The sequence below is a fragment of the Mesorhizobium sp. M2D.F.Ca.ET.226.01.1.1 genome, assembly GCF_004022705.2.
In the GTDB taxonomy this organism is placed as follows: Bacteria; Pseudomonadota; Alphaproteobacteria; order Rhizobiales; family Rhizobiaceae; genus Mesorhizobium.
Genome location: NZ_RZOY02000023.1, coordinates 1 through 23465, shown reverse-complemented (window position 1 = coordinate 23465; position 23465 = coordinate 1). Strand labels below are relative to the sequence as shown.

The following is a 23465-nucleotide window of genomic DNA, read 5'->3' as shown; positions in this document are numbered from 1 at the left end:
GACCGCGTTGCGGCGATCCACTGCAGGCGCAACAGCCACTATCAGTCCTCCGCGCTCTGTTCGTCGAAACCGAGGAGGTTCCAGCTCTGGCGCATATGCGGCGGCATGGGCGCCGTCACGTCGATGACGCCTTGGTCCGGATGCGGGATGACGATGCGGCGGGCGTGCAGGTGCAGCCGGTTCTGGATGCCGCCCGGGAACTCCCAATTGGTATCGGCCTCGAAATATTTGGGGTCGCCGATGATCGGGCAGCTGATATGGGCTGCGTGGACGCGCAGCTGATGCGTGCGGCCGGTATAGGGCTCCATCTCCAGCCAGGACAGCGACTGCGCCGCCTGCTCGACCACGCGATAGTAGGACACAGCATGGTCGGCGCCCTTCTCGCCGTGCTTGGCAACGCGCACGCGGTCGCCGTCCTCAGTCGGCTCCTTGATCAGCCAGGTCGAGATCTTGTCCTCGCGCTTCGCCGGCACGCCCTTGACCAGAGCCCAGTAGGTCTTCTTGGTCTCGCGTGCCCGGAACGCTTCGGAGAGCTTCATCGCGGCAAGGCGGGTACGGGCAACGACCAGCACGCCGGACGTGTCGCGGTCGAGGCGGTGAACGAGGCGCGGCTTCTCGCCCTTCTGGTTGCGCCAGGCCTCCAGCATGTCGTCGACATTGCGGGTGACGCCGGAGCCGCCCTGCACGGCGAGACCCGCCGGCTTGTTGAAGACGAAGACCTTCGGATCCTCGTGCAGGAGCATCTTGGCGAGCACATCGGCATCGCCCTGGTTGCGAATCGAGTGGCCGGTGAGCGGCGCGTCGCCCTTCTTGTCGACGTCGAGCGGCGGGATGCGCACGGTCTGGCCGGGCTCGACGCGCGTGTCGGCCTTTGCCCGGCCGCCATCGACGCGGATCTGGCCCGAGCGCAAGAGCTTTTGCAGATGACCGAAGCCGAGGCCCGGGAAATGGACCTTGAACCAGCGGTCGAGCCGCATGCCCGCCTCGCCGGCCTCTACCGTGATCTGTTCAACACCTGCCATGGATACGCTTTTCCGTTTGAAAGCGGCGCCATAGCACTAAGGCAGGCATTGTGCGAGCCAAAGACCCAATTAAGCGCGACGATTGCCCCAATCGTCGCACTATCGCGTCATCCGCCCGAAGGCGTCGGCACAGCACAGATGGTCGAGCGCGTCAGGAATCGCTTCTCGCGGCCATTGTCGAGCGAGAACATGCCGCCCCTGCCCGGCACCACGTCGATGATGAGATCGGTATGCTTCCACGCCTCATATTGCGAGGCGCTGATATAGACCGGCGTGTCGCCGATTTCACCGAGCTTGACGTCTTTGTCGCCGATCACGAACTCGCCACGCGGATAACACATTGGCGAGGAACCATCGCAGCAGCCGCCGGACTGATGAAAGAGCACCGGGCCATGATCGGTGATGATCTCGGCAAGCAGCGCCTCGGCCTCCGGAGTGGCCGAGACTTTGCCCAATGAAGCCTTATCCATAGCCTCCTCCTGAAATTCACAGGAGGGCGCGGCTGACCGCGCCCTCCCGCCCTGCCCGTGGAGGATCAGAAGAAGCCAAGCTTCTTCGGGCTGTAGCTGACCAGCATGTTCTTGGTCTGCTGGTAGTGGTCGAGCATCATCTTGTGCGTCTCGCGGCCGATGCCGGATTGCTTGTAGCCACCGAAGGCGGCATGCGCCGGATAGGCGTGATAGCAGTTGGTCCAGACACGCCCGGCCTGGATGGCGCGGCCGAAGCGGTAGCAGCGGTTGGCATCTCTGCTCCAGATACCGGCGCCGAGGCCGTAGAGCGTGTCGTTGGCGATCGACAGCGCCTCGTCGTCGTCCTTGAAGGTCGTCACCGACACGACGGGCCCAAAGATCTCCTCCTGGAAGATGCGCATCTTGTTGTTGCCCCTGAAGACGGTCGGTTTGACGTAGTAGCCGCCGGCGAGATCGCCGGGCAGATGGTTCTGTTCGCCGCCGGCCAACACCTCGGCGCCTTCCTGGCGTCCGATGTCGAAGTAGGACAGGATCTTCTGCAGCTGCTCGCTCGACGCCTGCGCGCCGATCATGGTGGCTGGGTCGAGCGGGTCGCCCTGGACGATCGCCTCGACGCGCTTCAGCGCGCGCTCCATGAACTTGTCATAGATCTTCTCATGCACCAGCGCGCGGCTCGGGCAAGTGCAGACCTCGCCCTGATTGAGCGCGAACATGACAAAACCCTCGATCGCCTTGTCGAAGAAATCGTCGTCTTCGGCCGTTACATCCTGGAAGAAGATGTTGGGCGACTTGCCGCCGAGCTCGAGCGTCACCGGAATGAGGTTCTGGCTGGCATATTGCGAGATCAGGCGACCCGTCGTCGTCTCGCCGGTGAAGGCGATCTTGGCGATGCGGTTCGAAGAGGCGAGCGGCTTGCCGGCCTCCAGACCGAAGCCGTTGACGATGTTGAGCACGCCCTCGGGCAACAGGTCGCCGATGAGATCAGCCCACAGCATGATCGTGGCCGGTGTCTGCTCGGCGGGCTTGAGCACCACGCAATTGCCGGCGGCAAGCGCCGGCGCAAGCTTCCATACCGCCATCAGCAGCGGGAAGTTCCATGGGATGATCTGGCCGACGACGCCGAGCGGCTCATGGAAATGGTAGGCGACGGTGTCGTGATCGATCTCGGAGATCGAGCCTTCCTGGCTGCGCAGCACCCCGGCGAAGTAGCGGAAATGGTCGATGGCCAGAGGCAGGTCGGCGGCGGTCGTCTCGCGGATTGGCTTGCCGTTGTCCCAGGTCTCGGCCAGCGCCAGCAGATCGAGATTGTCTTCCATCCGGTCGGCGATGCGGTTGAGGATCAGCGCACGCGCCGCCGGGCTGGTCTTGCCCCAGGCGTCCTTGGCCTTATGGGCGGCGTCGAGCGCCGCCTCGATGTCGTTTGCATCTGAGCGGGCGATCTCGCCCAAGGGCCGTCCGGTGACCGGCGAGATGTTTTCGAAATATTTGCCGGAGTGCGGTGCCGTCCACTTGCCGCCGATGAAGTTGTCGTAGCGCTTGGCGAAGGGAACCTTGGCCGTGCGTGAGAATTCCACCTTGTTCATCACTTCCTCCCGAAGAAGCACGCCGCGGGATGCGGCGCGTCAGGAGGAAAGGGTTGCCGATGGACTGCGGTTTGTCAGCCAGGGGTCTATCGATCGTGGAAGCGGACTGTCGCAGAACTGCGACAGTCCGATCGTGAAATCAATGCGGGCGGCGGATTTCGAAACGGGCGAGCTTGCGATGCAGCGTCGCGCGCGAAATGCCGAGGTTTTGGGCGGCCGCCGAGACATTGCCGCCCGCGCGCGCCAGCGCCCGCTGCAGCACGCCGCGCTCGGCATCGTCGAGGACTTCAGCGCCCTTTGCCGGATCGCCGAGGACGTCGGCGGCCAGCAGCCCTTTGGCGAGCGTTTCACGGGTTATGCCCAGAGCGAGGCGCGCGGAGCGTGTCGCACCGATCACCAGATCGTCCGCATCGACCGCGATGAGCGCGCCGGCGCTGCGCTCGGAGACTGGCGCGAGCAGGATGCGGGCGCCTGAAAACACCATGCGGAAATTCTCGGCCTCGATGCGGCGCGCGGCATCGCCTACGGCAACGGCGATGAGCTGGACGAAGCCTTCGGTCAGGTCCGAGCGGCATGACGACACGTCGAGCGCGGCGGCCAGATTGCCTTCGTGGTCATAGACTGGCGCCGTGGTGCAACTAAGCAGCGTGTTGCGAGTAAAAAAGTGCTGGTCACGGTGGATGGTCAGGGCCCGCTGGTCGGCAATGCAAGTGCCAATGCCGTTGGTGCCTTCGCTGTCCTCGCTCCACACGGTGCCGGTCCACAAGCCCCACTCATCGAACGTCTCGTCGTCGGCGACCGCGCCCCGGCGCTCGACAGGGATGCCGTCTCGGTCGGCCAGCATGACACAGCAGCCGACGCCGCCGACCGCCTGATAGAGCCGGTTGAGGCTTGTCACCGCAGCGCGGATCATTTGCTCCATGCGCTGCCGGGCCGCTCTGAGCTCGCCTTCAGTCAGTCGCCTGGGCGCCTTGCGCTCGGCGGGGTCGAGATGATGCAGTTGCAGGGAGCGCCGCCATGAGGCGACCAACGCCGAATGGGCCGCCTCGCTCTTAGCGATCGAGGCCTGAACCAGATCCGCATGCACGGCTGCTTGCCGTCCGATCAATCTCGTCCTCCCGGTGAGCGGAACCTCCTCCCGCTCCGTCGTCATGCTCACAAAGAACATATCCGACAACCCGAAGCGGTCAGCCTTCAATAAGATTGCTGACCGCGCAGGTATTTGATTTGCGCAAATCCGGGCGGAAACCGCTCCGTTTTCGCGGATTGCTCTGGACTTCTAAAGGCCGCAGCCCGTCAGCGCCATAGGACGTTGGTTTTAGATGAGCGAACCTTCGGTTCTGCCGCGGTCAGTTGGCGGCCTTCGGCTTGGACGAGCCGATCATCTTCCAGTTCTTGTAGAAGATCGAATTGATGCGCTCGACGCTGACAGAGACGATGGCGAGAAGGCCGGCGATCAGGCCCGGGAAAGGAGACGGGCGAATGATGTCGACGAAGACGCAATAGCGGCGGCCGTCATACTCGTTGACCGAGCGGTGGAAGAGCGTGTCGTCGAAAATGAACAGTGGATTGTCGTACCAGTAGTTCTTCTTGCTGCCGCACTGGACGAAGATCTCAGCCTTCACCGGAATCAGATTGTAGAGGATGCGCAGGCTTAGCCGCAGCGGACCGAAGTGCCAGGAGGTGGATTCGCGCTTGCTGAAAACGGATACCGCGATCGTCTTGATGTATTTGTAGTCCTTGTTGAATTCCGGAACGTTGTCGATCTTGTGCTTGCCGTACCACTGGTAGACATACATGCCGCGCCGGCCGGCGCCGAAATTGGCGTCGATATCTGCAATGATCTCATCCTTGCGCGCCTTGAACACGCCCAGGACCTCGTCGATCTCGCGCTGATAGTCCTCGGGGAACTGTTCAGGCTTCCAGACGCCGGGGTTTCGATAGCAAAGAAGGTCGACGATCAGGTTGAAGGGCGACAGCAGCCATGTGAACAGGCCGTTGCCGAGGAAATAGCGCTCGAACAGATTGCGGTCCTTCTGGTCGTTGCGCATGACATCGATCAGGCCACAGACGACCCAGATCGTGGTCAGGATCGGGATAAAATAGAAGGCGAGCGCGAGCACCACGACCGCGATGGCGGCCTTGCGGAGCATCTTGACGGTTTGTTTTGTCATTGTCTTTCGCGCGGGAGCGCGATCCTGTTCCATGAGCCAAAATCACGGCGACCCCCGCCAGCCGTGCGTCTTGATAAGATTTTTTGTTTCCCGGCACAATGCCGTCGCATGGGCCTGAGCGGCCTGTCAGCGCAAATATTTGGAGTACGCTACTCCACTTCAACTCCATGCCCGCCGTCAGGCCGAGCGATGGAGCGTGCCGACCGCCGGGCCGCGCAACTCAGCTGTTCCGTTCGCTGCGCAGCTTTGCCCAGTATTCCAGGCGCTTGCGGATATCGCGCTCGAAGCCGCGTTCCGGCGGGTCGTAGAACGTATGCCGGCCCATCTTCTCCGGGAAATAGTCCTGGCCCGAAAACGCGTCCGGCTCGTCATGATCGTAGCGATAGCCGGCGCCGTAGTCCTCCTGCTTCATCAGCTTGGTCGGCGCATTGAGGATGTGCTTGGGCGGCAGCAGCGAGCCGAACTCCTTGGCGGCCGCGGTCGCGGCCTTGAAGGCGGTATAGACGGCGTTCGATTTCGGCGCGGTGGCGAGATAGACGGCGGCCTGGGCGAAGGCGAGCTCACCTTCCGGCGAGCCAAGATAGTCATAGGCGTCCTTGGCGGCATTGGCGACGACCAGCGCCTGAGGGTCGGCGAGCCCGATATCCTCAACCGCCATGCGCACGAGCCGGCGGCCGAGATAGAGCGGATCCTCGCCGGCATCGAACATGCGGGCGAGGTAATAAAGGGCGGCATCCGGATCGGAGCCGCGCACCGATTTGTGCAGCGCGGAGATCAGGTTGTAGTGGCCGTCCTGGCCCTTGTCGTAAATCGGCGCGCGGCGCTGGATGACGCGCTGCAGGCCTTCCGGACCGAACACCTCGCCCTTCTTGGCGGCGCGCCAAACCTCCTCGGCCAGCGTCAGCGAGGCGCGGCCGTCACCGTCTGCCATGCGGATGAGCATCGCGCGCGCCTCGTCGTCGAGCGGCAGCGCCCTGCCCTCGGTTTCTTCCGCCCGCGCCAGAAGCTTGGCGATGCTCTCCTCGCCCAGCGAGCGGAACACCAACACGCGCGCTCGCGACAGAAGCGCGGCATTGAGCTCGAAGGAAGGGTTCTCCGTGGTGGCGCCGACGAGCACCACGGTGCCGTCTTCCATCACCGGCAAAAAACCGTCCTGCTGGGCGCGGTTGAAACGATGGATCTCGTCGACGAAGAGCAGCGTCTGGCGGCCGTTGGCACGCCTGAGCTTCGCCGCCTCAAAGACTTTCTTGAGATCCGCGACGCCGGAAAATACCGCCGATATCTGCTCGAAGGCGAGATTGGTCTCGCCGGCGAGCAGCCGGGCCACCGTCGTCTTGCCGGTGCCGGGCGGACCCCAGAAGATCATCGAGCCGAGCGAGCCGGAATCGATCAGCCTGGTCAGCGCGCCATCCGGGCCGGTCAGGTGCTCCTGGCCGACGACCTCGCCGAGGTTTTTGGGGCGCAGCCGATCGGCCAGCGGCCGCCCGGGCGGCGCCTTTTCCGGCTCATCGGAACTGAACAGATCGGCCATGCAAGCCTTTTGGTTGAAATGCGATCCCGCTCATTTTGGAGCATGATCTTATCCGAACCGAAGTCCGCGTAGCAAAAACCGGTTCCCCCTTTTTGCTGCGCGGACCTTCGGTTCGGGATCATGCTGTAGATGGGAAGACCGCCTCAGTAGCGCAACACCTGGCGCAGTATCTGCCCGCCGCGCTCGACGGTAAAGCGCCACCAGCGCGTGTCCTGCTGGGCAACCTGTGCCAGCGTCGCCGCGGTTTCGATGGTGGTTCCGTTCACCTCACGCACGATATCGCCGGGCTGGAAGCCGAAATCGGCTGCAGGCGAATCCCGGCTGATATCGATGACGGTGACGCCCTTGAGATCGGTGCGCAGGCCAAGCCGCTGGGCAAGCCTGGGCGACAGTTCCGCGACCTTGGCGCCGGAAAAGGGACTGCGGCCCCGCAAGGTGACTTCGCTGGGCTTGGCGCCCTCCGGCGCCCGCTCCAGCGGGATTTCCATGGTGGCCTGCTTGCCCTTGCTCAGCACGGCAAAGGTCGCCTTGGTGCCGATCGACAGCGTCGCCATGCGGTAGTCGAGCGCTTCGATGCTTTCGACTGGCGTGTTGTTGAGCGACAGGATGACATCGCCCGGGTTCAGCCCTGCCTTGCCGGCAGGCCCGGCGGGGTCCACTGACGACACCAGTGCGCCGGTCGGCTTCTCCATGCCGAGGGATTCGGCGATCTGCGGCGTCACCAGTTCGAATTCCGCGCCGATATAGGGCCGCTCGAAGAAGTCGAGCCCGGCCTTGGCGGCGTCGGCAAAGGCGCGCACCATGTTGGAGGGAATGGCGAAGCCGATGCCGATCGAGCCGCCGCTGCGGCTGTAGATCGCTGTGTTGATGCCGACCAACTGGCCGCCCATGTTGATCAGCGCGCCGCCGGAATTGCCGGGATTGATGGCGGCGTCGGTCTGAACGAAATAGCCCGAATCCGAAACGCCGATATGGCTGCGGGCAAGTGCGGAGACAATGCCGCTGGTGGTGGTCTGGCCGACGCCGAACGGATTGCCGATTGCCAGCACCAGGTCGCCGACTTCGAGCGCATCGGAATCGCCGATCGCGATCACCGGGAACGGCTTGTCGGCCGAAATCTTCAGCACCGCAAGATCGAGCGTCTCATCCTTGAGCATAACCTTCGAGGGGAATTCGCGCCCGTCGGCAGTCGCGACCTTCACCTCGTCGGCGTCCTTGATGACGTGGTAGTTGGTGACGATGACGCCGCTCGGATCGACCAGCACGCCGGAGCCCAGCGAGGACTGCGCGCGCGGCTGGGCGCGGCCGAAGAATTCCTCGAAGAAGGGATCGCCCTCGAAAGGCGACGTCACCTTGGCGGTCTGCGAGGCATAGACGTTGACGACCGCCGGCGCGGTCTGCTTGACCAGCGGCGCGAAGGAAAGCTGCACCTCCTCGCGACCGAACGGTACGCGCTTGTCGGGGCCGGACGTGCCGTTCTCGCCCTCGACGCCATGCAAGAGATCGGTCAGCACGTCGGAGAGGCCCGGATCCGCCGGCTTGGCGGCATCCTCGGCAAAAGCCTGTCTTGCGGCCGGTGCCGCGGCGAAAACGGCCAGCGCGGCAACAAGAAACAGTCGCTTGAGGTGCATTTTCGAATCCCTCCTGATCGGGCGCCATTGTCCCGACGAATGTGCAGAATGAAAGGCTAATGCACACAAATGCGACGCTTGTCGCGCAAAAGCGTTCGCACAAGGGCGAAAAATCTGCATCCCTTCCGGCTTCGTTCGGCAAATGCAAAAGGGGCCCGTAGGCCCCTTGAAGTCATTGATGAAACCGCGTGCCTCAGGCGGCCGCGGCTTCCTCGTTGCCACCTTCGGCCTCGAGGCGGGCGCGGTCGGCGGCGCCCTTGGCCGAGGTGTCGCGATCGACGAACTCAATGACCGCCATGGCGGCGTTGTCGCCCTTGCGGAAACCTGCCTTCATGATGCGCAGGTAGCCGCCGTTGCGGGTGGCGTAGCGCGGGGCGAGGGTTTCGAACAGGCGCTTCACGACCGGCTCATTACCGATCTGCGCGATCACCTGGCGGCGGGCGTGCAGGTCGCCGCGCTTGCCGAGCGTCACCAGCTTCTCGACGATCGGACGCAGGTCCTTCGCCTTCGGCAGGGTGGTGACGATCTGCTCGTGCTCGATCAGAGACACGGCGAGGTTGGCGAACATCGACTTGCGATGGCTGATGCTACGGGCGAAGCGGCGGCCTTTGAAACCGTGGCGCATGGCTCTTTTCCTTCTTTAGTTGTTCAAGAGGCCACGGCCTCTGATGGTTTTCCGCATGACCGTCGGATCGAGCGGCTCGCGCCGCCGATCCTTGGAATTCATGCTCAATATTGGTCTTCGTAACGCTTTGCGAGGTCTTCGATGTTTTCCGGCGGCCAGTCCGGCACTTCCATGCCGAGATGGAGGCCCATGGCGGCCAGCACTTCCTTGATCTCGTTAAGCGACTTGCGGCCGAAGTTCGGGGTGCGCAGCATCTCGGCTTCGGTCTTCTGGATCAGGTCGCCGATATAGACGATGTTGTCGTTCTTCAGGCAGTTGGCCGAACGCACCGAAAGCTCGAGCTCGTCGACCTTCTTGAGCAGCGCCGGATTGAAGGCGAGCTCGGTGACGGCTTCGGTCGCGACTTCCTTCTGCGGCTCGTCGAAGTTGACGAACAGCGCGAGTTGGTCCTGCAGGATGCGGGCGGCGAAAGCCACCGCGTCCTCGCCCGAGATCGAGCCGTTGGTCTCGATGGTCATGGTCAGCTTGTCGTAGTCGAGCACCTGGCCCTCACGGGTGTTCTCGACCTTGTAGGAGACCTTCTTGACCGGCGAGTAGAGACTGTCGACCGGGATCAGGCCGATCGGCGCGTCCTCGGCGCGGTTGCGCTCGGCCGGCACATAGCCCTTGCCGGTGTCGACGGTGAACTCCATGCGGATCTCGGCGCCCTCGTCCAGCGTGCAGATGACGTGGTCGGGGTTGAGGATCTCGACGTCGCCCACGGTCTGGATGTCGCCGGCGAGCACCGCACCCGGGCCCTGCTTGCGCACGACCATGCGCTTGGGACCATCGCCTTCCATGCGGATGGCGATTTCCTTGATGTTGAGCACGATGTCGGTCACGTCCTCGCGCACGCCGGCGATGGACGAGAATTCATGCAGCACGCCGTCGATCTGCACGGCGGTGACGGCCGCGCCGCGCAGCGAAGACAGAAGCACGCGCCGTAGCGCGTTGCCCAGCGTCAGGCCAAAGCCGCGTTCGAGCGGCTCGGCCACCAGCGTGGTCAGCGTCTTCTTCTTCGACGAGAACTCGATCTTGTTCGGCTTGATCAGTTCCTGCCAGTTTTTCTGGATCATAAATGTCTTCCTTCCTTTGCCCCGCCACCATCCAATCGTGGCGGGCGACACGGAAAGCCGCGGAGGAACGCCTTGGCGTTCGCGCGGCGCTTAAAAATCAGACGCGGCGCTTCTTGCGCGGACGGCAACCATTGTGCGGGATCGGCGTCACGTCACGGATCGAGGTGATGGTGAAGCCGGCCGCCTGCAGCGCGCGAAGCGCCGATTCACGACCGGAGCCGGGTCCGCAGACCTCGACCTCGAGCATGCGCATGCCGTGTTCCTGCGCCTTCTTGGCGACGTCCTCAGCGGCCATCTGCGCGGCGAACGGGGTCGACTTGCGCGAACCCTTGAACCCTTGCGCGCCGGCCGACGACCAGGCAATCGAATTGCCCTGCGCGTCGGTGATGGTGATCATGGTGTTGTTGAAGGTCGAATTGACGTGGGCAACGCCCGACGAGATGTTCTTGCGTTCGCGACGGCGAACACGAGCGGCTTCCTTGGCCATGGTAGTCCTTTCAGTTGATCTCTACACCGCCGTAATGCCAGCGGCTCCACCTTAGGGAAGGGAGTAGGGGAATAGGGAAGTAAGGGAGTAGGGAAACAAAGCGTCCGGTTCTCGGACCACTCCCTACTGCCTTACTCCCCTACTCCCTTATTCCCCTAATTACTTCTTCTTGCCGGCGATCGCCTTGGCCGGGCCCTTGCGGGTGCGCGCATTGGTATGCGTGCGCTGGCCACGGACCGGCAGCGAGCGGCGGTGACGCAGGCCGCGATAGCAGCCGAGGTCCATGAGCCGCTTGATGTTCATCGAGACTTCGCGGCGCAGGTCGCCTTCGACCTGGTAGTCGCGGTCGATCGTCTCGCGGATCTGCAGCACTTCCGCGTCGGTCAGCTGGTTGACGCGGCGGTCTGCCGGGATGCCGACCTTGTCGACGATCTCCTGGGCAAACTTCTTGCCGATGCCGTGAATGTACTGAAGCGCGATGACGACGCGCTTGTTGGTCGGAATGTTGACGCCGGCTATACGAGCCATGTTCTTCTCTTTCTCCATGTAGGCCGGACGAGCCGGCGTTCAAGTTAACCCCGCGTCCGGTGGAGGCCGGCCCTTGCGGGAGTTTCCTGGTTCAAAGCGGACGCCTTGCCCGCAAGGGCAAGCAAAGTCCATGCCTGATAGGAAGACGGGCCGCCATAACCCAATGGCGGCCTTCCGTCAAGCGCAATCTTCAATTGCCAGCCCGGCCTACTTCGCCGCCGCCGAGAGCACCTTGCCGATCTCCGCGGTCACCGCATCGATGCTGGCCATGCCGTCGACCGTCTTGAGCTTGCCTTTGGCGTAGTAGTAGCCGGTCAGCGGCGCCGTCTTCTTGTAATATTCACGCAGGCGCTCTTCGAACACCGCCGGGTTGTCGTCCTTGCGCACCGGCTGGCCCGCGGCCTTGGCCTCCTCGGCGCGCTTGACGATTCGCCCAACCAGCGCCTTGTCGTCGACGACGAGCTCGATGACGGTGTCGAGCGCAATGCCGCGTTCGGCAAGCATGGCATCGACCGCGTCGGCCTGGACCAGCGTGCGCGGATAGCCGTCGAGGATAAAACCCCTGGCGCAGTCCGGCTGATCTATGCGTTCGGCGACGATGGCGTTGACGATTGCATCGGAGACCAGCTCGCCGGCATCCATCACCGCCTTGGCGCGTTTGCCGACCTCGGTTCCGGCCTGGACGGCGGCACGCAGCATGTCACCCGTCGAGAGCTGGGGTATGCCGTGTTTTTCTACCAGTCTTTGTGCTTGCGTCCCCTTGCCCGCTCCTGGCGGCCCAAGCAATATCAGCCTCATCTGCTCCTCTTCCCCCCGCGCAACTTCGACTTCTTGATCAGGCCCTCATACTGGTGCGCGATCAGGTGACCCTGAATCTGCGCCACCGTGTCGAGCGTGACACTGACCACGATCAGAAGCGATGTGCCACCGAGGTAGAAAGGTACGCCAGTCGCCGAAATCAGGAACTCCGGCAGCAAACAGACCAGCACCAGGTAGATGGCGCCGATGACGGTGATACGCGTCAGAACATAGTCGATATATTCGGCCGTGCGCTCGCCCGGACGATAGCCCGGAATGAAGCCGGAATGCTTCTTGAGCTGGTCTGCCGTGTCCTTCGGATTGAAGACGATCGCCGTGTAGAAGAAGGCGAAGAACACGATCATGCTCGCGTAGAAGATCATGTAGAGCGGCTGGCCGTGGCCGAGCGAGGCCAGGATGGTGCTTGCCCAAGCCGGCAGGTTGGTCGCCTGCGAGAAGCCCGCGACCGTGGCCGGCAAAAGCAGCAGCGAGGACGCGAAGATCGGCGGGATAACGCCCGACGTGTTCAGCTTCAGCGGCAAATGCGAGGTGTCGCCCTGGAACATGCGGTTGCCGACCTGGCGCTTCGGATACTGGATAAGCAAGCGGCGCTGCGCGCGCTCGAAGAAGACGATCAGCGCGATGACGATGATGGCCAGCACGATGATCGCGAGAATGAGGCCGGTGGACAGCGCGCCGGTGCGGCCGAGTTCCAGCGTGCCGGAGATGGCGCGCGGCAGCCCGGCGACGATGCCCGAGAAGATGATCAGCGAAATGCCGTTGCCGATGCCGCGCGCGGTGATCTGCTCGCCGAGCCACATCAGGAACATGGTGCCGCCAACCAGCGTCACGACGGTCGAGATGCGGAAGAACATGCCGGGATCGTTGACGATGCCGTTGCCGCCTTCGAGGCCGATCGAAATGCCGTAGGCCTGGATCAGCGCCAGGAGCACGGTGCCGTAGCGCGTGTACTGGTTGATGATCTTGCGGCCCTGCTCGCCTTCCTTCTTCAGCGCTTCCAGCGTCGGGATGACCGAGGTCATCAACTGCATGATGATGGAGGCGGAGATGTAGGGCATGATGCCCAGCGCGAAGATAGCCATGCGCTGCACGGCGCCGCCGGCAAACATGTTGAACATGCCGAGCACGCCCTTGCTCTGCGAGGAGAAGGCTTGGGCGAAAGCGTCGGGATTGATGCCGGGCAGCGGGATATAGGTGCCGAGGCGGTAGACGAGCAGCGCGCCAATGGTGAACCAGATGCGCTTCTTCAAATCCTCGGCCTTGGCGAAGGCCGCAAAATTCAGATTGGAGGCTAGTTGTTCAGCAGCCGAAGCCATGCCTGATTCTCCGCTAGAGCATGATGCCGAAAAGTGTGGAGAGGTCTTCGGACAACATCATGCTCTACTTCATTGATTTCCGTGTCACGCTCGATGCCTGCAGCTCAGGGCGGCGCGTGTCGCCGAAGCTCACGAGATAAGCTCCGGACCGTAAACATGCAAGCGGCCGCGTTGACGCGGCCGCTCAATTCATCTGGTCAAAGCGCGGTTCGACGGAAAATGCGAAATCATCCCTGTCGACCGCGCTTCAAATCGCCGTTACTCGGCGGCGGCCGCTTCCGGCAGCTTCACCGAACCGCCGGCCTTCTCGATCTTCTCGATCGCCGCCTTGGAGGCGCCGGCGACGTCGAAGGAGAGCTTTGCCTTGAGTTCGCCGTCGGACAGCACGCGCACGCCGTCCTTGGCGCGGCGGATGACGCCGGCGGCAACCAGGGCCTCGGCCGTCACGGCAGCCTTGGCGTCCAGCTTCTTGGCGTCAACAGCCGCCTGGATCTTGGCCAGCGACACGACCGCGAAGCTCTTGCCGAACAGGTTGTTGAAGCCGCGCTTCGGCAGGCGCCGGTAGAGCGGCATCTGGCCACCCTCGAAGCCGTTGATGGCAACGCCCGAACGGGCCTTCTGACCCTTGACGCCGCGACCGGCGGTCTTGCCCGAGCCGGAGCCGATGCCGCGACCGAGGCGCTTCCTGGAATGCGTGGCGCCGTCCTTGTCACGCAGATCGTTGAGTTTCATCATTCTTCTCCTGCGCTTCCGTTCAGGCCTCGTCCACGACGCGGACGAGGTGCTGGACGGCGGCGATCATGCCGCGCACGGAAGGGGTATCTTCCAGCGTGCGCCGCTTGTGCATCTTGTTCAGGCCGAGGCCGACCAGCGTCGCGCGCTGCTCCTTCGGCCGGCGGATCGGGGAGCCGATCTGCTCGACGGTGATGGTCTTGGTAGCTTTCTTGGCCATGGTCGAAATCCCTGGTCAGCGTCGACTATTCTTCAGCCGCAACGGCGGTGCCGCGGCGGGCCTGAAGGGTCGAGTACTTGATGCCGCGCGCGGCAGCCACATCCTTCGGATGCATCTGGCTCTTCAGCGCGTCGAAGGTGGCGCGAACCATGTTGTAGGGGTTCGACGAACCCATCGACTTGGCGACCACGTCATGCATGCCGAGCGTCTCGAAGACGGCGCGCATCGGGCCGCCAGCGATGATGCCAGTACCCTGCTTGGCGGCGCGCAGCAGAACGCGTCCGGCGCCCCAACGACCCTCGACGTCGTGATGCAGCGTGCGGCCCGAACGCAGCGGCACGAAGATCATGTCGCGCTTGGCCGACTCGGTCGCCTTGCGGATCGCTTCCGGCACTTCGCGCGCCTTGCCGTGGCCGAAGCCGACGCGGCCCTTCTGGTCGCCGACGACGACGAGAGCGGCAAAGCCGAAACGACGGCCACCCTTCACCACCTTGGCGACGCGGTTGATGTGGACAAGCTTGTCCACCATGCCGTCGTCACGCTCTTCGCGTTCACGCTCGCGGCCGCGGCCGCCTTCTCTACGTTCCTGTGCCATATCCTAGTCCTTGTTCTTTTCCGGAAGCACGGGTTGCTGTTTGCCGATGCCGCTTTGGGTCATCGGCGGCGAAATTAGAAGCTGAGGCCGCCTTCGCGGGCAGCTTCGGCCAGCGCCTTGACGCGGCCGTGATAGATGTACGGCCCACGATCGAAGACGACTTCCTTGACGCCGGCCTTGGCGGCGCGCTCGGCGATCAGCTTGCCGACGGCGGCGGCGGCGGCGGTGTCGGCGCCGGTCTTGAGCGAACCCTTGAGGTCCTTCTCGAGCGTCGAGGCGGCGGCCAGCGTGTGGCCCTTGGCGTCGTCGATCACCTGGACGTAGATGTTCTTCGAGGTGCGATGCACCGACAGACGCGGACGCTCGCCGGCGACCTTCTTGATCTGGCGGCGGATGCGCTGCGCGCGGCGCTGGGTGGCTTCTTTCGTGCTCATACTGTCAGTTCCCTGCCTTCAGAAAACGGGGGCAACCTTGTGCGGTAGGCCAGGCCTCCCGCGGCCGCTCCCCGCGGCGTTACACTTCTTACTTCTTCTTGCCTTCCTTGCGCACGATGCGCTCGTCGACATGGCGCACGCCCTTGCCCTTGTACGGCTCCGGACCGCGATATTCGCGGATCTCGGCGGCGACCTGGCCGACCTGCTGCTTGTCGATGCCCGAGACCGTGATTTCGGTCGGCTTCGGCACGGTGATGGTGATGCCCTGCGGCGTCTGGTAGATCACGTCATGGCTGAAGCCAAGCGCCAGTTGCAGGTTCTTGCCCTGCAACGCAGCACGATAGCCGACGCCGGTGATCTCGAGCTTCTTCTCGAAGCCGTCCTTCACGCCCTGCAGGATGTTGACGATCTGCGTGCGCGACATGCCCCACTTGGAGCGGGCGGTCTTGGTCTGGTCGCGCGGCTCGACGGAGATTTCGTTATTCTCCATCTTCACCAGCACTTCGTCGTTCACCACGAACTTCAGCTCGCCCTTCGGGCCCTTCGCCGTCACGGTCTGGCCGTTGACGGTCGCGGTCACGCCCTGCGGCAGCGAAACGGGTTTCTTTCCGATACGAGACATTTTGTTGTCCTCGTCACTTCTTTGGTTTCAGGTTCCAGTTCCCGGGCGCGATCCCGAGAACCGAAGCCCATTCATCAATCTCTTGGCCGATCAGAAGATCTGGCAGAGGATTTCGCCGCCGACATTCTGCTCGCGCGCTTCATGGTCGGCCATGACGCCCTTCGGCGTCGAAAGGATGGCAATGCCGAGGCCGTTGGCGACCTGCGGGATCGACTTGGCCGAGACATAGACGCGGCGGCCAGGCTTCGAGACGCGCTCGATTTCGCGCACGACCGGAGCGCCGTCGAAATACTTCAGCTCGATCTCGATTTCCGACTTGCCGTTTTCGAAATCGGTCTGGCTGTAGTCGCGGATATAGCCTTCCGACTTCAGCACGTCGAGAACGCGGGCGCGCAGACGCGAGGCCGGAGTCGAAACGCTCGACTTCTTGCGGCCATAGGCGTTGCGGATTCGGGTCAGCATATCGCCGAGAGGATCGCTCAATGACATCTCAGTGTCTCCTTACCAGCTCGACTTGACGAGGCCCGGGATCTGGCCGGTATTGCCAAGATCGCGAAGCGCGATACGCGAAAGCTTAAGCTTGCGATAGTAGGCGCGCGGACGGCCCGTGACTTCGCAGCGGTTGCGGATGCGGATCTTGGCCGAGTTGCGCGGCAACGCCGAAAGCTTCAACTGGGCACGGAAACGCTCTTCCATCGGCTTGGACTGATCCATGACGATGGCCTTGAGCGCCGCGCGCTTGGCGGCGTACTGGTCGGCGAGCTTGCGGCGCCGGTTGTTCTTCTCGACTGAGCTGGTCTTTGCCATTTCAGATTTTTCCTTTTTCGCTGCCGTTACTGGCGGAAGGGGAAGTTGAAGGCCTTGAGCAGGGCTCTGGCCTCGTCGTCCGTCTTCGCCGTCGTACAAACGATGACGTCCATGCCCCAGACCTGATCAACCTTGTCGTAGTTGATCTCCGGGAACACGATGTGCTCCTTGATGCCCATGGCGTAGTTGCCACGGCCGTCAAAGCTCTTCGGGTTCAGTCCGCGGAAGTCGCGAACGCGCGGCAGCGCGATGTTCACGAGGCGGTCAAGGAACTCGTACATGCGTTCCTTGCGCAGCGTGACCTTGGCGCCGATCGGCATGTTCTCGCGCACCTTGAAGCCCGCGATCGACTTGCGCGAGCGGGTGACGACGGCCTTCTGGCCGGCGATCAGCGCGAGATCCTCGGCCGCGACCGAGGGCTTCTTGGAATCGGCGGTAGCTTCGCCGACACCCATGTTCAGCACGATCTTGTCGATGCGCGGAACCTGCATGTCGTTGTCGTAGCCGAACTGCTCCTGAAGCGCCTTGCGGATGGTCTCGTTGTAGACCTTCTTGAGGCGCGGCTCGTTCTTGGCAGCCGCCTGCTTGGTTTCAGCCTTAGCCATTGATGACTTCTCCCGAACGCTTGGCGACGCGCACCTTCTTGCCGTCCTTCTGGATGGTGAAGCCGACGCGGGTCGGCTTGCCGTCCTTGGGGTCGGCCAGCGCGATGTTCGACAGGTGGATCGGCGCTTCCTTGGTGATGATCCCGCCCTCTTGGGACTGGGTCTGCTTCTGGTGACGGCGAATGAGGTTCACGCCGCGGACGACCGCGGTATCTTCCTTCGGCTGCACCGACAGGACTTCGCCCGAACGGCCCTTGTCCTTGCCGGCAAGCACGACGACCTTGTCGCCTTTTTTGATCTTTTGCATTGGTCCGGCTCCTTACAGCACTTCAGGCGCGAGCGAGATGATCTTCATGTGGTTCTTGGCGCGCAGCTCGCGCGGAACCGGTCCGAAGATACGGGTGCCGATCGGCTCTTTCTTATTGTCGACGAGAACGGCCGCGTTCTTGTCGAAACGGATCACGCTGCCGTCCGGGCGGCGGATGTCCTTGGCCGTGCGAACCACGACCGCCTTCATCACATCGCCCTTCTTAACGCGGCCGCGCGGAATGGCTTCCTTGATCGACACCACGATGATGTCGCCGACGGATGCGTACTTCCGCTTCGAGCCGCCCAGCACCTTGATGCACATGACACGACGGGCGCCGGAATTATCCGCGACGTCGAGGTTTGTTTGCATCTGAATCATGACTGGCCGCCTTCTTCTTTTTTCACGGGACGGGTGCTTTCACCCCTCCCCGGTCTGTCCAAAATTCGGTTCGTTCGCCCGGATCAAGCCTGATCCGAAGAGACGACAACCCAGCGCTTGTCCTTCGAAATCGGCTTCGATTCCTGGATGAACACCTGGTCGCCGACCTTGTGGGCGTTGTTCTCGTCGTGCGCCTTGTACTTCTTGGTCATGCGCACGGTCTTCTTCATCACCGGATGGGTGAAGCGACGCTCGACCTTGACCACGACCGTCTTCTCGTTCTTGTCGCTGACGACGGTGCCCTGCAGGATGCGCTTTGGCATGGTTCTCGTCCTTAAGCCTTCTTGGCCGCGGCTTTTTCCGCGGCGATGGTCTTGATGCGCGCGATGTCCTTGCGGACCTGCTTCACGCGCGCGGTCTTCTCGAGCTGGCCGGTGGCCTTCTGGAAGCGCAGGTTGAACTGCTCCTTCTTCAGCGCCGCCAGGTCGTCGCTCAGCTGATCCTGGGTCTTGGTCCGGATGTCTTCGGCTTTCATGATCGCCTGTCCTTATTCTGCGATGCGCTGCACGAAGCGCGTCTTGACCGAGAGCTTGGCGGCGCCGAGGCGCAGCGCTTCACGCGCGGTCTCCTCGCTGACGCCGTCGATCTCGAACATGATGCGGCCAGGCTTGACGCGCGCCGCCCAATAGTCGACGCCGCCCTTGCCCTTACCCATGCGGACTTCGGTCGGCTTCGAGGTGACCGGCAGGTCCGGGAACACCCGGATCCAGACGCGACCGGCGCGCTTCATCTCGCGGGTGATCGCGCGGCGGGCCGCCTCGATCTCACGCGCGGTGACGCGGTTCGGCTCAAGCGCCTTCAGCCCGAAACCGCCGAAATCCAGGTTGGTACCGCCCTTGGCGTTACCGTGGATACGGCCCTTGAACTGCTTGCGGAACTTTGTGCGCTTTGGCTGCAGCATCGTTCTAACTCCAAATTCTCAAATGTCTCAGGCGTTCTCGCGACGACGGCCGCGTTCACGCTCACCACCGGCGCCGCCGCCATGCGCTGCATCACCCTCGGTGGCGCGACGCTCGGAGGCCATCGGGTCGTGCTCGAGGATCTCGCCCTTGAACACCCAAACCTTGACGCCGCAGATGCCGTAGGCCGTGTTCGCCTCGGCCGTGCCGTAGTCGACGTCGGCGCGCAGCGTGTGCAGCGGCACGCGGCCTTCGCGGTACCACTCCATGCGCGCGATTTCGGCGCCGCCGAGACGGCCGGAGCAGTTGATGCGGATGCCTTCGGCGCCGAGACGCATGGCCGACTGAACGGCACGCTTCATGGCGCGGCGGAACGCGATGCGGCGCTCGAGCTGCTGGGCGATCGACTGGGCGATCAGCGTGGCGTCGATTTCCGGCTTGCGCACTTCAACGATGTTGAGGTGCGTTTCGGACTTCGTCATCTCGGTCAGCTTCTTGCGCAGCTTCTCGATGTCGGCGCCCTTCTTGCCGATGATCAGGCCCGGACGCGCGGCGTGGATGGTGACGCGGCACTTCTTGTGCGGACGCTCGATCACGACCTTGGAGATCGCGGCCTGCTTGAGTTCCTTCTCGAGATACTTGCGGATCTTGAGGTCCTCGTGCAGCAGCTGGCCGTACTCGCCGGTGTTCGCGAACCAGCGCGAATCCCAGGTACGGTTGATGCCGAGACGCAGCCCGATCGGATTGACTTTCTGGCCCATTATGCGGCCTCCCCTTTTTCCTCGACTTCACGAACGACGATCGTGAGGTGCGAGAACGGCTTTTCGATACGGCTGGCGCGACCGCGGCCACGAGCGTGGAAACGCTTCATGACGATCGACTTGCCGACATAGGCTTCCGCCACCACCAGCGCGTCGACGTCGAGGTCGTGATTGTTTTCCGCGTTGGCAATCGCCGATTCCAGCGTCTTCTTGACCGTGCCGGAAATCCGCTTGGCCGAGAATTCGAGGTCGGAAAGCGCTGTCGCGACCTTCTTGCCGCGGATCAGCGCGGCAACCAGGTTGAGCTTCTGCGGGCTGATGCGGATCGTGCGCAGAACGGCACGCGCCTCGTTATCAGCAAGCCTGCGCGGAGCTTTGGCCTTGCCCATGATTATTTCCTCTTCGCCTTCTTATCCGCGCCGTGACCGTAATAGGTCCGGGTCGGAGCGAATTCACCGAACTTGTGGCCGACCATGTCCTCGTTCACCGAGACCGGGACGTGCTTCTGGCCGTTGTAGACACCGAAGGTGAAGCCGACGAACTGCGGCAGGATGGTGGAGCGACGGCTCCACATCTTGATCACCTCATTGCGACCGCCTTCACGAACTTTGTCCACCTTCTTGAGAAGGTAGCCGTCGATGAAGGGGCCTTTCCAAATCGAACGAGTCACTTGGCGTTACCTCTTCTTAGCTCTTGCGCTGATGACGCGAGCGCAGGATGAACTTGTCGGTCGCCTTGTTGGACCGCGTCTTCTTGCCCTTGGTCGGCTTGCCCCAGGGCGAAACCGGATGACGGCCACCCGAGGTGCGGCCTTCACCGCCGCCATGCGGATGATCGACCGGGTTCATGGCCACGCCGCGATTGTGCGGACGCTTGCCGCGCCAAACGGTGCGACCGGCCTTGCCGTCATTGATGTTGCCGTGGTCGGGGTTCGACACAGCACCGACGGTCGCCATGCAGGAACCGTGCACGACGCGCTGCTCGCCCGAGTTGAGGCGCAGGATCGCCATGCCCTGGTCGCGACCGACGAGCTGGGCGTAGCCGCCAGCCGAACGGGCGACCTGGCCGCCCTTGCCCGGCTTCAGCTCGATGTTGTGGACGATCGTGCCCACCGGCATCGAGGCCAGCGGCATCGCATTGCCCGGCTTCACGTCGACCGCTTCGCCGGCCACGATCTTGTCGCCGGCAGCAAGGCGCTGCGGGGCCAGGATGTAGGACAGCTCGCCATCGTCATACTTGATCAGCGCGATGAAGGCGGTGCGGTTCGGATCGTATTCGATACGCTCGACCGTGCCGACGACATCGTACTTCTTACGCTTGAAGTCGATGATGCGGTACGAACGCTTGTGACCACCGCCGATGAAGCGGGCCGTGATGCGGCCGTAGTTGTTGCGGCCGCCCGACTTGGTCAGGCCTTCGGTCAGGCCCTTGACGGGCTTGCCCTTGTAGAGGCCCGAGCGGTCGACGATGACCAGCTGGCGGGTGCTCGGCGTTACCGGGTTGAATTTCTTAAGTGCCATTGTCCTGTCCTCGCGGCCTTGCTCAGAGACCCGTCGCGACGTCGATCGACTGGCCGTCGGCCAGCGTCACAACCGCCTTCTTGACGTCGCCCTGGCGGCCAACGGTGCCGCGGAAGCGCTTGATCTTGCCCTTGCGGACGAGCGTGTTCACAGCCGTCACCTTGACGCCGAAGAGAGCTTCCACGGCAGCCTTGATTTCCGGCTTCGACGCCTTCTTGGCGACGTTGAAGACGACCTGGTTCTGCTCGGAAGCCATGGTCGACTTTTCGGTGATCGCCGGCGAGACGATCACGTCGTAGTGACGGAGGTCAGTCATTTAAAGCGCTCCTCGAGAGCCTCGACGGCGGCCTTCGAAAGGACCAGCGTGCCGCGGCGCAGAATGTCGTAGACGTTGATGCCCTGGATGGGCAGCACGTCGATGTTCGGAATGTTGGTCGCCGCTAGCTTGAAGTTCTGGTCAAGCTCGGCGCCGCCGATCACCAGGGCGTTGGTCAGCCCCAGTGTCTCGAGGTTCGCCGCCAGCGCCTTGGTCTTGGCTTCGGCAAGCTTCAGCTCGTCGATGATGATGAGCGAAGCGCTCTTGGCCTTGGCCGAGAGAGCATGCTTCAGGCCCAGCGCGCGCACCTTCTTCGGCAGCTCGTGCTCATGGCTGCGCACGACCGGGCCGTGCGCCTTGCCGCCGCCGCGGAACTGCGGAGCGCGAGCCGAATGGTGACGGGCGCGGCCCGTACCCTTCTGCTTGTACATCTTGGCGCCGGTGCGCGCGATTTCGGCGCGGCCCTTGGCCTTGTGCGTGCCCTGCTGCTTCTTGGCGAGCTGCCAGCGCACGACGCGCTGCAGGATGTCTTCGCGCGGGTCAAGGCCGAAAATCTCCTCGGAGAGTTTCACCTTGCCGGCGTCCTTACCGCCGAGCGTTGTAATCTTGAGGTCCATTATTCCGCTCCCTCAGTGGCCGGGGCTTCGTTCTTGGCGGCAGCGGCACGGATCGCGGCAGGCTTCGGCGCATTGGCCGGCAGCGCAACCTTGGCGGCGTCGCGAACCAGGATCCAGGCGCCCTTGACACCGGGAACCGCGCCGCGGATCAGGATCAGGCCGCGATCGGCGTCGGTCGAGACGACCTCGACATTCTGCGTGGTGACGCGAACGTCGCCCATGTGGCCGGCCATCTTCTTGCCCTTGAACACCTTGCCGGGGTCCTGGCGCTGACCGGTCGAACCGTGCGTGCGGTGCGAGACCGAGTTACCGTGGGTCGCGCGGCCGCCACCCATGTTGTGCCGCTTGATCACGCCCTGGAAACCCTTACCGGTCGAGGTGCCGGTGACGTCGACCTTCTGGCCGGCGACGAAATGCTCGACGGTCAGCTCGGCGCCGACGTCGATCATGTTGTCGGCCGAGACGCGGAACTCGGCGAGCTTCGCCTTGGGCTCGACGGAAGCGGCGGCGAAATGGCCGCGCAGCGCCTTCGACGTGTTCTTCACCTTGGCAAGGCCAACGCCGAGCTGGACGGCGGTGTAGCCGTTCTTCTCCTGCGTGCGCTGAGCCACGACCTGGCAGTTCTCCATCTGGAGAACGGTGACGGGAACGTGTTCCCCGGCATCGTTGTAGATGCGGGTCATTCCCACCTTCTTTGCAATAACACCTGAACGCATCGGTTCAATTCCTTTAGAGTTCCGGGCCAGGGGCAGCGCCCCTTACCGCGCTCTCAATCCCTTAGAGCTTGATCTCGACGTCGACACCGGCGGCCAGATCGAGCTTCATCAAAGCATCGACCGTCTGCGGGGTCGGATCGACGATGTCGAGCAGACGCTTGTGCGTGCGCATCTCGAACTGCTCGCGGCTCTTCTTGTCGACGTGGGGCGACCGGTTGACCGTGAATTTTTCGATCCGCGTCGGCAGCGGAATGGGGCCGCGGACGTTGGCGCCGGTGCGCTTGGCGGTCGACACGATTTCGCGCGTCGAGGCGTCGAGCACCCGGTGGTCAAACGCCTTAAGGCGGATGCGGATATTCTGTCCGTTCATGCGTCAATTCCTTGTTCTGGCGCGGCGCGGGCAGCTCCCGCGCCCGCGACAGATCCGTTTCAGTCCAATTACTCTTTGATGGTGACGACGATGCCTGCACCGACGGTGCGGCCGCCTTCACGGATGGCGAAGCGCAGCTTCTCTTCCATCGCGATCGGCACGATCAGCTCGACGTCGACGGTGATGTTGTCGCCGGGCATCA

At 63.2% G+C, this 23465-nt stretch carries 34 protein-coding genes and 1 pseudogene; all 35 read right to left on the bottom strand.

The window, feature by feature from the left end; translation table 11 throughout:
* Positions 1-41: 41 nt before the first annotated feature.
* Entirely contained in the window at positions 42-1022 is a 981-nt protein-coding gene (locus EN869_RS32140; protein ID WP_127230314.1) for an RluA family pseudouridine synthase, read from the bottom strand.
* 107 nt (positions 1023-1129) lie between these two features.
* Positions 1130-1492 (bottom strand): DUF779 domain-containing protein, encoded by a 363-nt coding sequence (locus tag EN869_RS32135; RefSeq protein ID WP_127230315.1) that lies wholly within the window; start codon positions 1490-1492, stop codon positions 1130-1132.
* Positions 1493-1557: 65 nt separating this feature from the next.
* Positions 1558-3075 (bottom strand): aldehyde dehydrogenase, encoded by a 1518-nt coding sequence (gene adh, locus EN869_RS32130; protein WP_127230316.1) that lies wholly within the window; start codon positions 3073-3075, stop codon positions 1558-1560.
* Between the two features lie 139 nt (positions 3076-3214).
* A complete protein-coding gene (locus EN869_RS32125; protein ID WP_245489629.1) occupies positions 3215-4180 on the bottom strand; it encodes a helix-turn-helix domain-containing protein in 966 nt (321 codons plus the stop codon).
* Positions 4181-4424: 244 nt separating this feature from the next.
* Positions 4425-5249: an aspartyl/asparaginyl beta-hydroxylase domain-containing protein gene (locus EN869_RS32120; RefSeq protein ID WP_127230317.1), complete on the bottom strand. Its 825-nt coding sequence runs from the start codon at positions 5247-5249 to the stop codon at positions 4425-4427.
* Between the two features lie 220 nt (positions 5250-5469).
* Positions 5470-6780 (bottom strand): replication-associated recombination protein A, encoded by a 1311-nt coding sequence (locus EN869_RS32115; protein ID WP_071073410.1) that lies wholly within the window; start codon positions 6778-6780, stop codon positions 5470-5472.
* 143 nt (positions 6781-6923) lie between these two features.
* Complete coding sequence (locus EN869_RS32110; protein ID WP_127230318.1) at positions 6924-8411, bottom strand: DegQ family serine endoprotease; 1488 nt, start codon at positions 8409-8411, stop codon at positions 6924-6926.
* A 193-nt stretch (positions 8412-8604) separates the two neighbouring features.
* Positions 8605-9036: a 50S ribosomal protein L17 gene (gene rplQ, locus EN869_RS32105; RefSeq protein ID WP_127230319.1), complete on the bottom strand. Its 432-nt coding sequence runs from the start codon at positions 9034-9036 to the stop codon at positions 8605-8607.
* A gap of 104 nt (positions 9037-9140) precedes the next feature.
* Positions 9141-10151 (bottom strand): DNA-directed RNA polymerase subunit alpha, encoded by a 1011-nt coding sequence (locus tag EN869_RS32100; protein WP_040994640.1) that lies wholly within the window; start codon positions 10149-10151, stop codon positions 9141-9143.
* Between the two features lie 97 nt (positions 10152-10248).
* Positions 10249-10638, bottom strand: coding sequence for a 30S ribosomal protein S11 (rpsK, locus tag EN869_RS32095; RefSeq protein ID WP_006205444.1), 390 nt, complete (start codon positions 10636-10638; stop codon positions 10249-10251).
* 159 nt (positions 10639-10797) lie between these two features.
* Positions 10798-11166: a 30S ribosomal protein S13 gene (gene rpsM, locus EN869_RS32090; RefSeq protein WP_027170351.1), complete on the bottom strand. Its 369-nt coding sequence runs from the start codon at positions 11164-11166 to the stop codon at positions 10798-10800.
* Between the two features lie 207 nt (positions 11167-11373).
* Entirely contained in the window at positions 11374-11964 is a 591-nt protein-coding gene (locus EN869_RS32085) for an adenylate kinase (protein ID WP_127230320.1), read from the bottom strand.
* The gene (secY, locus tag EN869_RS32080) at positions 11961-13301 is read right to left on the bottom strand and encodes a preprotein translocase subunit SecY (protein ID WP_127230321.1); all 1341 of its coding nucleotides are present in this window, start codon (positions 13299-13301) and stop codon (positions 11961-11963) included. Before secY ends, EN869_RS32085 begins: the two co-directional genes overlap by 4 nt.
* 258 nt (positions 13302-13559) lie before the next feature.
* Positions 13560-14033, bottom strand: a complete 474-nt coding sequence (gene rplO, locus EN869_RS32075) for a 50S ribosomal protein L15 (protein WP_042642210.1) — start codon at positions 14031-14033, stop codon at positions 13560-13562.
* Between the two features lie 22 nt (positions 14034-14055).
* Entirely contained in the window at positions 14056-14253 is a 198-nt protein-coding gene (gene rpmD, locus EN869_RS32070; protein ID WP_027170355.1) for a 50S ribosomal protein L30, read from the bottom strand.
* 25 nt (positions 14254-14278) lie between these two features.
* Positions 14279-14848 carry a 30S ribosomal protein S5 gene (gene rpsE, locus EN869_RS32065; protein ID WP_027046810.1) on the bottom strand — a complete coding sequence of 190 codons (570 nt, stop codon included), beginning with the start codon at positions 14846-14848 and terminating at the stop codon, positions 14279-14281.
* Between the two features lie 74 nt (positions 14849-14922).
* Positions 14923-15282 carry a 50S ribosomal protein L18 gene (gene rplR, locus EN869_RS32060; protein ID WP_040994632.1) on the bottom strand — a complete coding sequence of 120 codons (360 nt, stop codon included), beginning with the start codon at positions 15280-15282 and terminating at the stop codon, positions 14923-14925.
* An 88-nt stretch (positions 15283-15370) separates the two neighbouring features.
* On the bottom strand, positions 15371-15904 hold the full coding sequence (gene rplF / locus EN869_RS32055; RefSeq protein WP_127230322.1) for a 50S ribosomal protein L6: 534 nt from the start codon (positions 15902-15904) through the stop codon (positions 15371-15373).
* 90 nt (positions 15905-15994) lie between these two features.
* Positions 15995-16393 carry a 30S ribosomal protein S8 gene (rpsH, locus tag EN869_RS32050; protein ID WP_040994628.1) on the bottom strand — a complete coding sequence of 133 codons (399 nt, stop codon included), beginning with the start codon at positions 16391-16393 and terminating at the stop codon, positions 15995-15997.
* A 12-nt stretch (positions 16394-16405) separates the two neighbouring features.
* Positions 16406-16711, bottom strand: coding sequence for a 30S ribosomal protein S14 (gene rpsN / locus EN869_RS32045; RefSeq protein ID WP_095818136.1), 306 nt, complete (start codon positions 16709-16711; stop codon positions 16406-16408).
* A 26-nt stretch (positions 16712-16737) separates the two neighbouring features.
* Entirely contained in the window at positions 16738-17316 is a 579-nt protein-coding gene (gene rplE / locus EN869_RS32040; RefSeq protein ID WP_127230323.1) for a 50S ribosomal protein L5, read from the bottom strand.
* On the bottom strand, positions 17309-17623 hold the full coding sequence (gene rplX, locus EN869_RS32035) for a 50S ribosomal protein L24 (protein WP_042642195.1): 315 nt from the start codon (positions 17621-17623) through the stop codon (positions 17309-17311). Before rplX ends, rplE begins: the two co-directional genes overlap by 8 nt.
* 12 nt (positions 17624-17635) lie before the next feature.
* The gene (rplN, locus tag EN869_RS32030) at positions 17636-18004 is read right to left on the bottom strand and encodes a 50S ribosomal protein L14 (protein ID WP_006205457.1); all 369 of its coding nucleotides are present in this window, start codon (positions 18002-18004) and stop codon (positions 17636-17638) included.
* 83 nt (positions 18005-18087) lie between these two features.
* Positions 18088-18327: a 30S ribosomal protein S17 gene (rpsQ, locus tag EN869_RS32025; RefSeq protein WP_023675136.1), complete on the bottom strand. Its 240-nt coding sequence runs from the start codon at positions 18325-18327 to the stop codon at positions 18088-18090.
* A gap of 11 nt (positions 18328-18338) precedes the next feature.
* On the bottom strand, positions 18339-18539 hold the full coding sequence (gene rpmC / locus EN869_RS32020) for a 50S ribosomal protein L29 (protein ID WP_127230324.1): 201 nt from the start codon (positions 18537-18539) through the stop codon (positions 18339-18341).
* Positions 18540-18551: 12 nt separating this feature from the next.
* Positions 18552-18965, bottom strand: a complete 414-nt coding sequence (gene rplP, locus EN869_RS32015; RefSeq protein WP_127230325.1) for a 50S ribosomal protein L16 — start codon at positions 18963-18965, stop codon at positions 18552-18554.
* Between the two features lie 27 nt (positions 18966-18992).
* Positions 18993-19724, bottom strand: coding sequence for a 30S ribosomal protein S3 (gene rpsC, locus EN869_RS32010; protein ID WP_040983028.1), 732 nt, complete (start codon positions 19722-19724; stop codon positions 18993-18995).
* Entirely contained in the window at positions 19724-20113 is a 390-nt protein-coding gene (gene rplV / locus EN869_RS32005) for a 50S ribosomal protein L22 (protein ID WP_010909277.1), read from the bottom strand. The genes rpsC and rplV overlap by 1 nt, the downstream gene beginning before the upstream one ends.
* Before the next feature lie 2 nt (positions 20114-20115).
* Positions 20116-20394: a 30S ribosomal protein S19 gene (rpsS, locus tag EN869_RS32000; RefSeq protein ID WP_006205463.1), complete on the bottom strand. Its 279-nt coding sequence runs from the start codon at positions 20392-20394 to the stop codon at positions 20116-20118.
* A 16-nt stretch (positions 20395-20410) separates the two neighbouring features.
* The gene (gene rplB, locus EN869_RS31995) at positions 20411-21244 is read right to left on the bottom strand and encodes a 50S ribosomal protein L2 (protein ID WP_126084116.1); all 834 of its coding nucleotides are present in this window, start codon (positions 21242-21244) and stop codon (positions 20411-20413) included.
* A gap of 22 nt (positions 21245-21266) precedes the next feature.
* Positions 21267-21560 carry a 50S ribosomal protein L23 gene (locus EN869_RS31990; RefSeq protein WP_040983033.1) on the bottom strand — a complete coding sequence of 98 codons (294 nt, stop codon included), beginning with the start codon at positions 21558-21560 and terminating at the stop codon, positions 21267-21269.
* Entirely contained in the window at positions 21557-22177 is a 621-nt protein-coding gene (gene rplD / locus EN869_RS31985; RefSeq protein ID WP_127230326.1) for a 50S ribosomal protein L4, read from the bottom strand. The genes EN869_RS31990 and rplD overlap by 4 nt, the downstream gene beginning before the upstream one ends.
* Entirely contained in the window at positions 22177-22893 is a 717-nt protein-coding gene (gene rplC, locus EN869_RS31980) for a 50S ribosomal protein L3 (protein WP_127230327.1), read from the bottom strand. Before rplC ends, rplD begins: the two co-directional genes overlap by 1 nt.
* 61 nt (positions 22894-22954) lie before the next feature.
* A complete protein-coding gene (gene rpsJ, locus EN869_RS31975; RefSeq protein ID WP_006205468.1) occupies positions 22955-23263 on the bottom strand; it encodes a 30S ribosomal protein S10 in 309 nt (102 codons plus the stop codon).
* 68 nt (positions 23264-23331) lie between these two features.
* Positions 23332-23465: pseudogene (gene tuf / locus EN869_RS31970) on the bottom strand (elongation factor Tu); the annotation flags it as partial.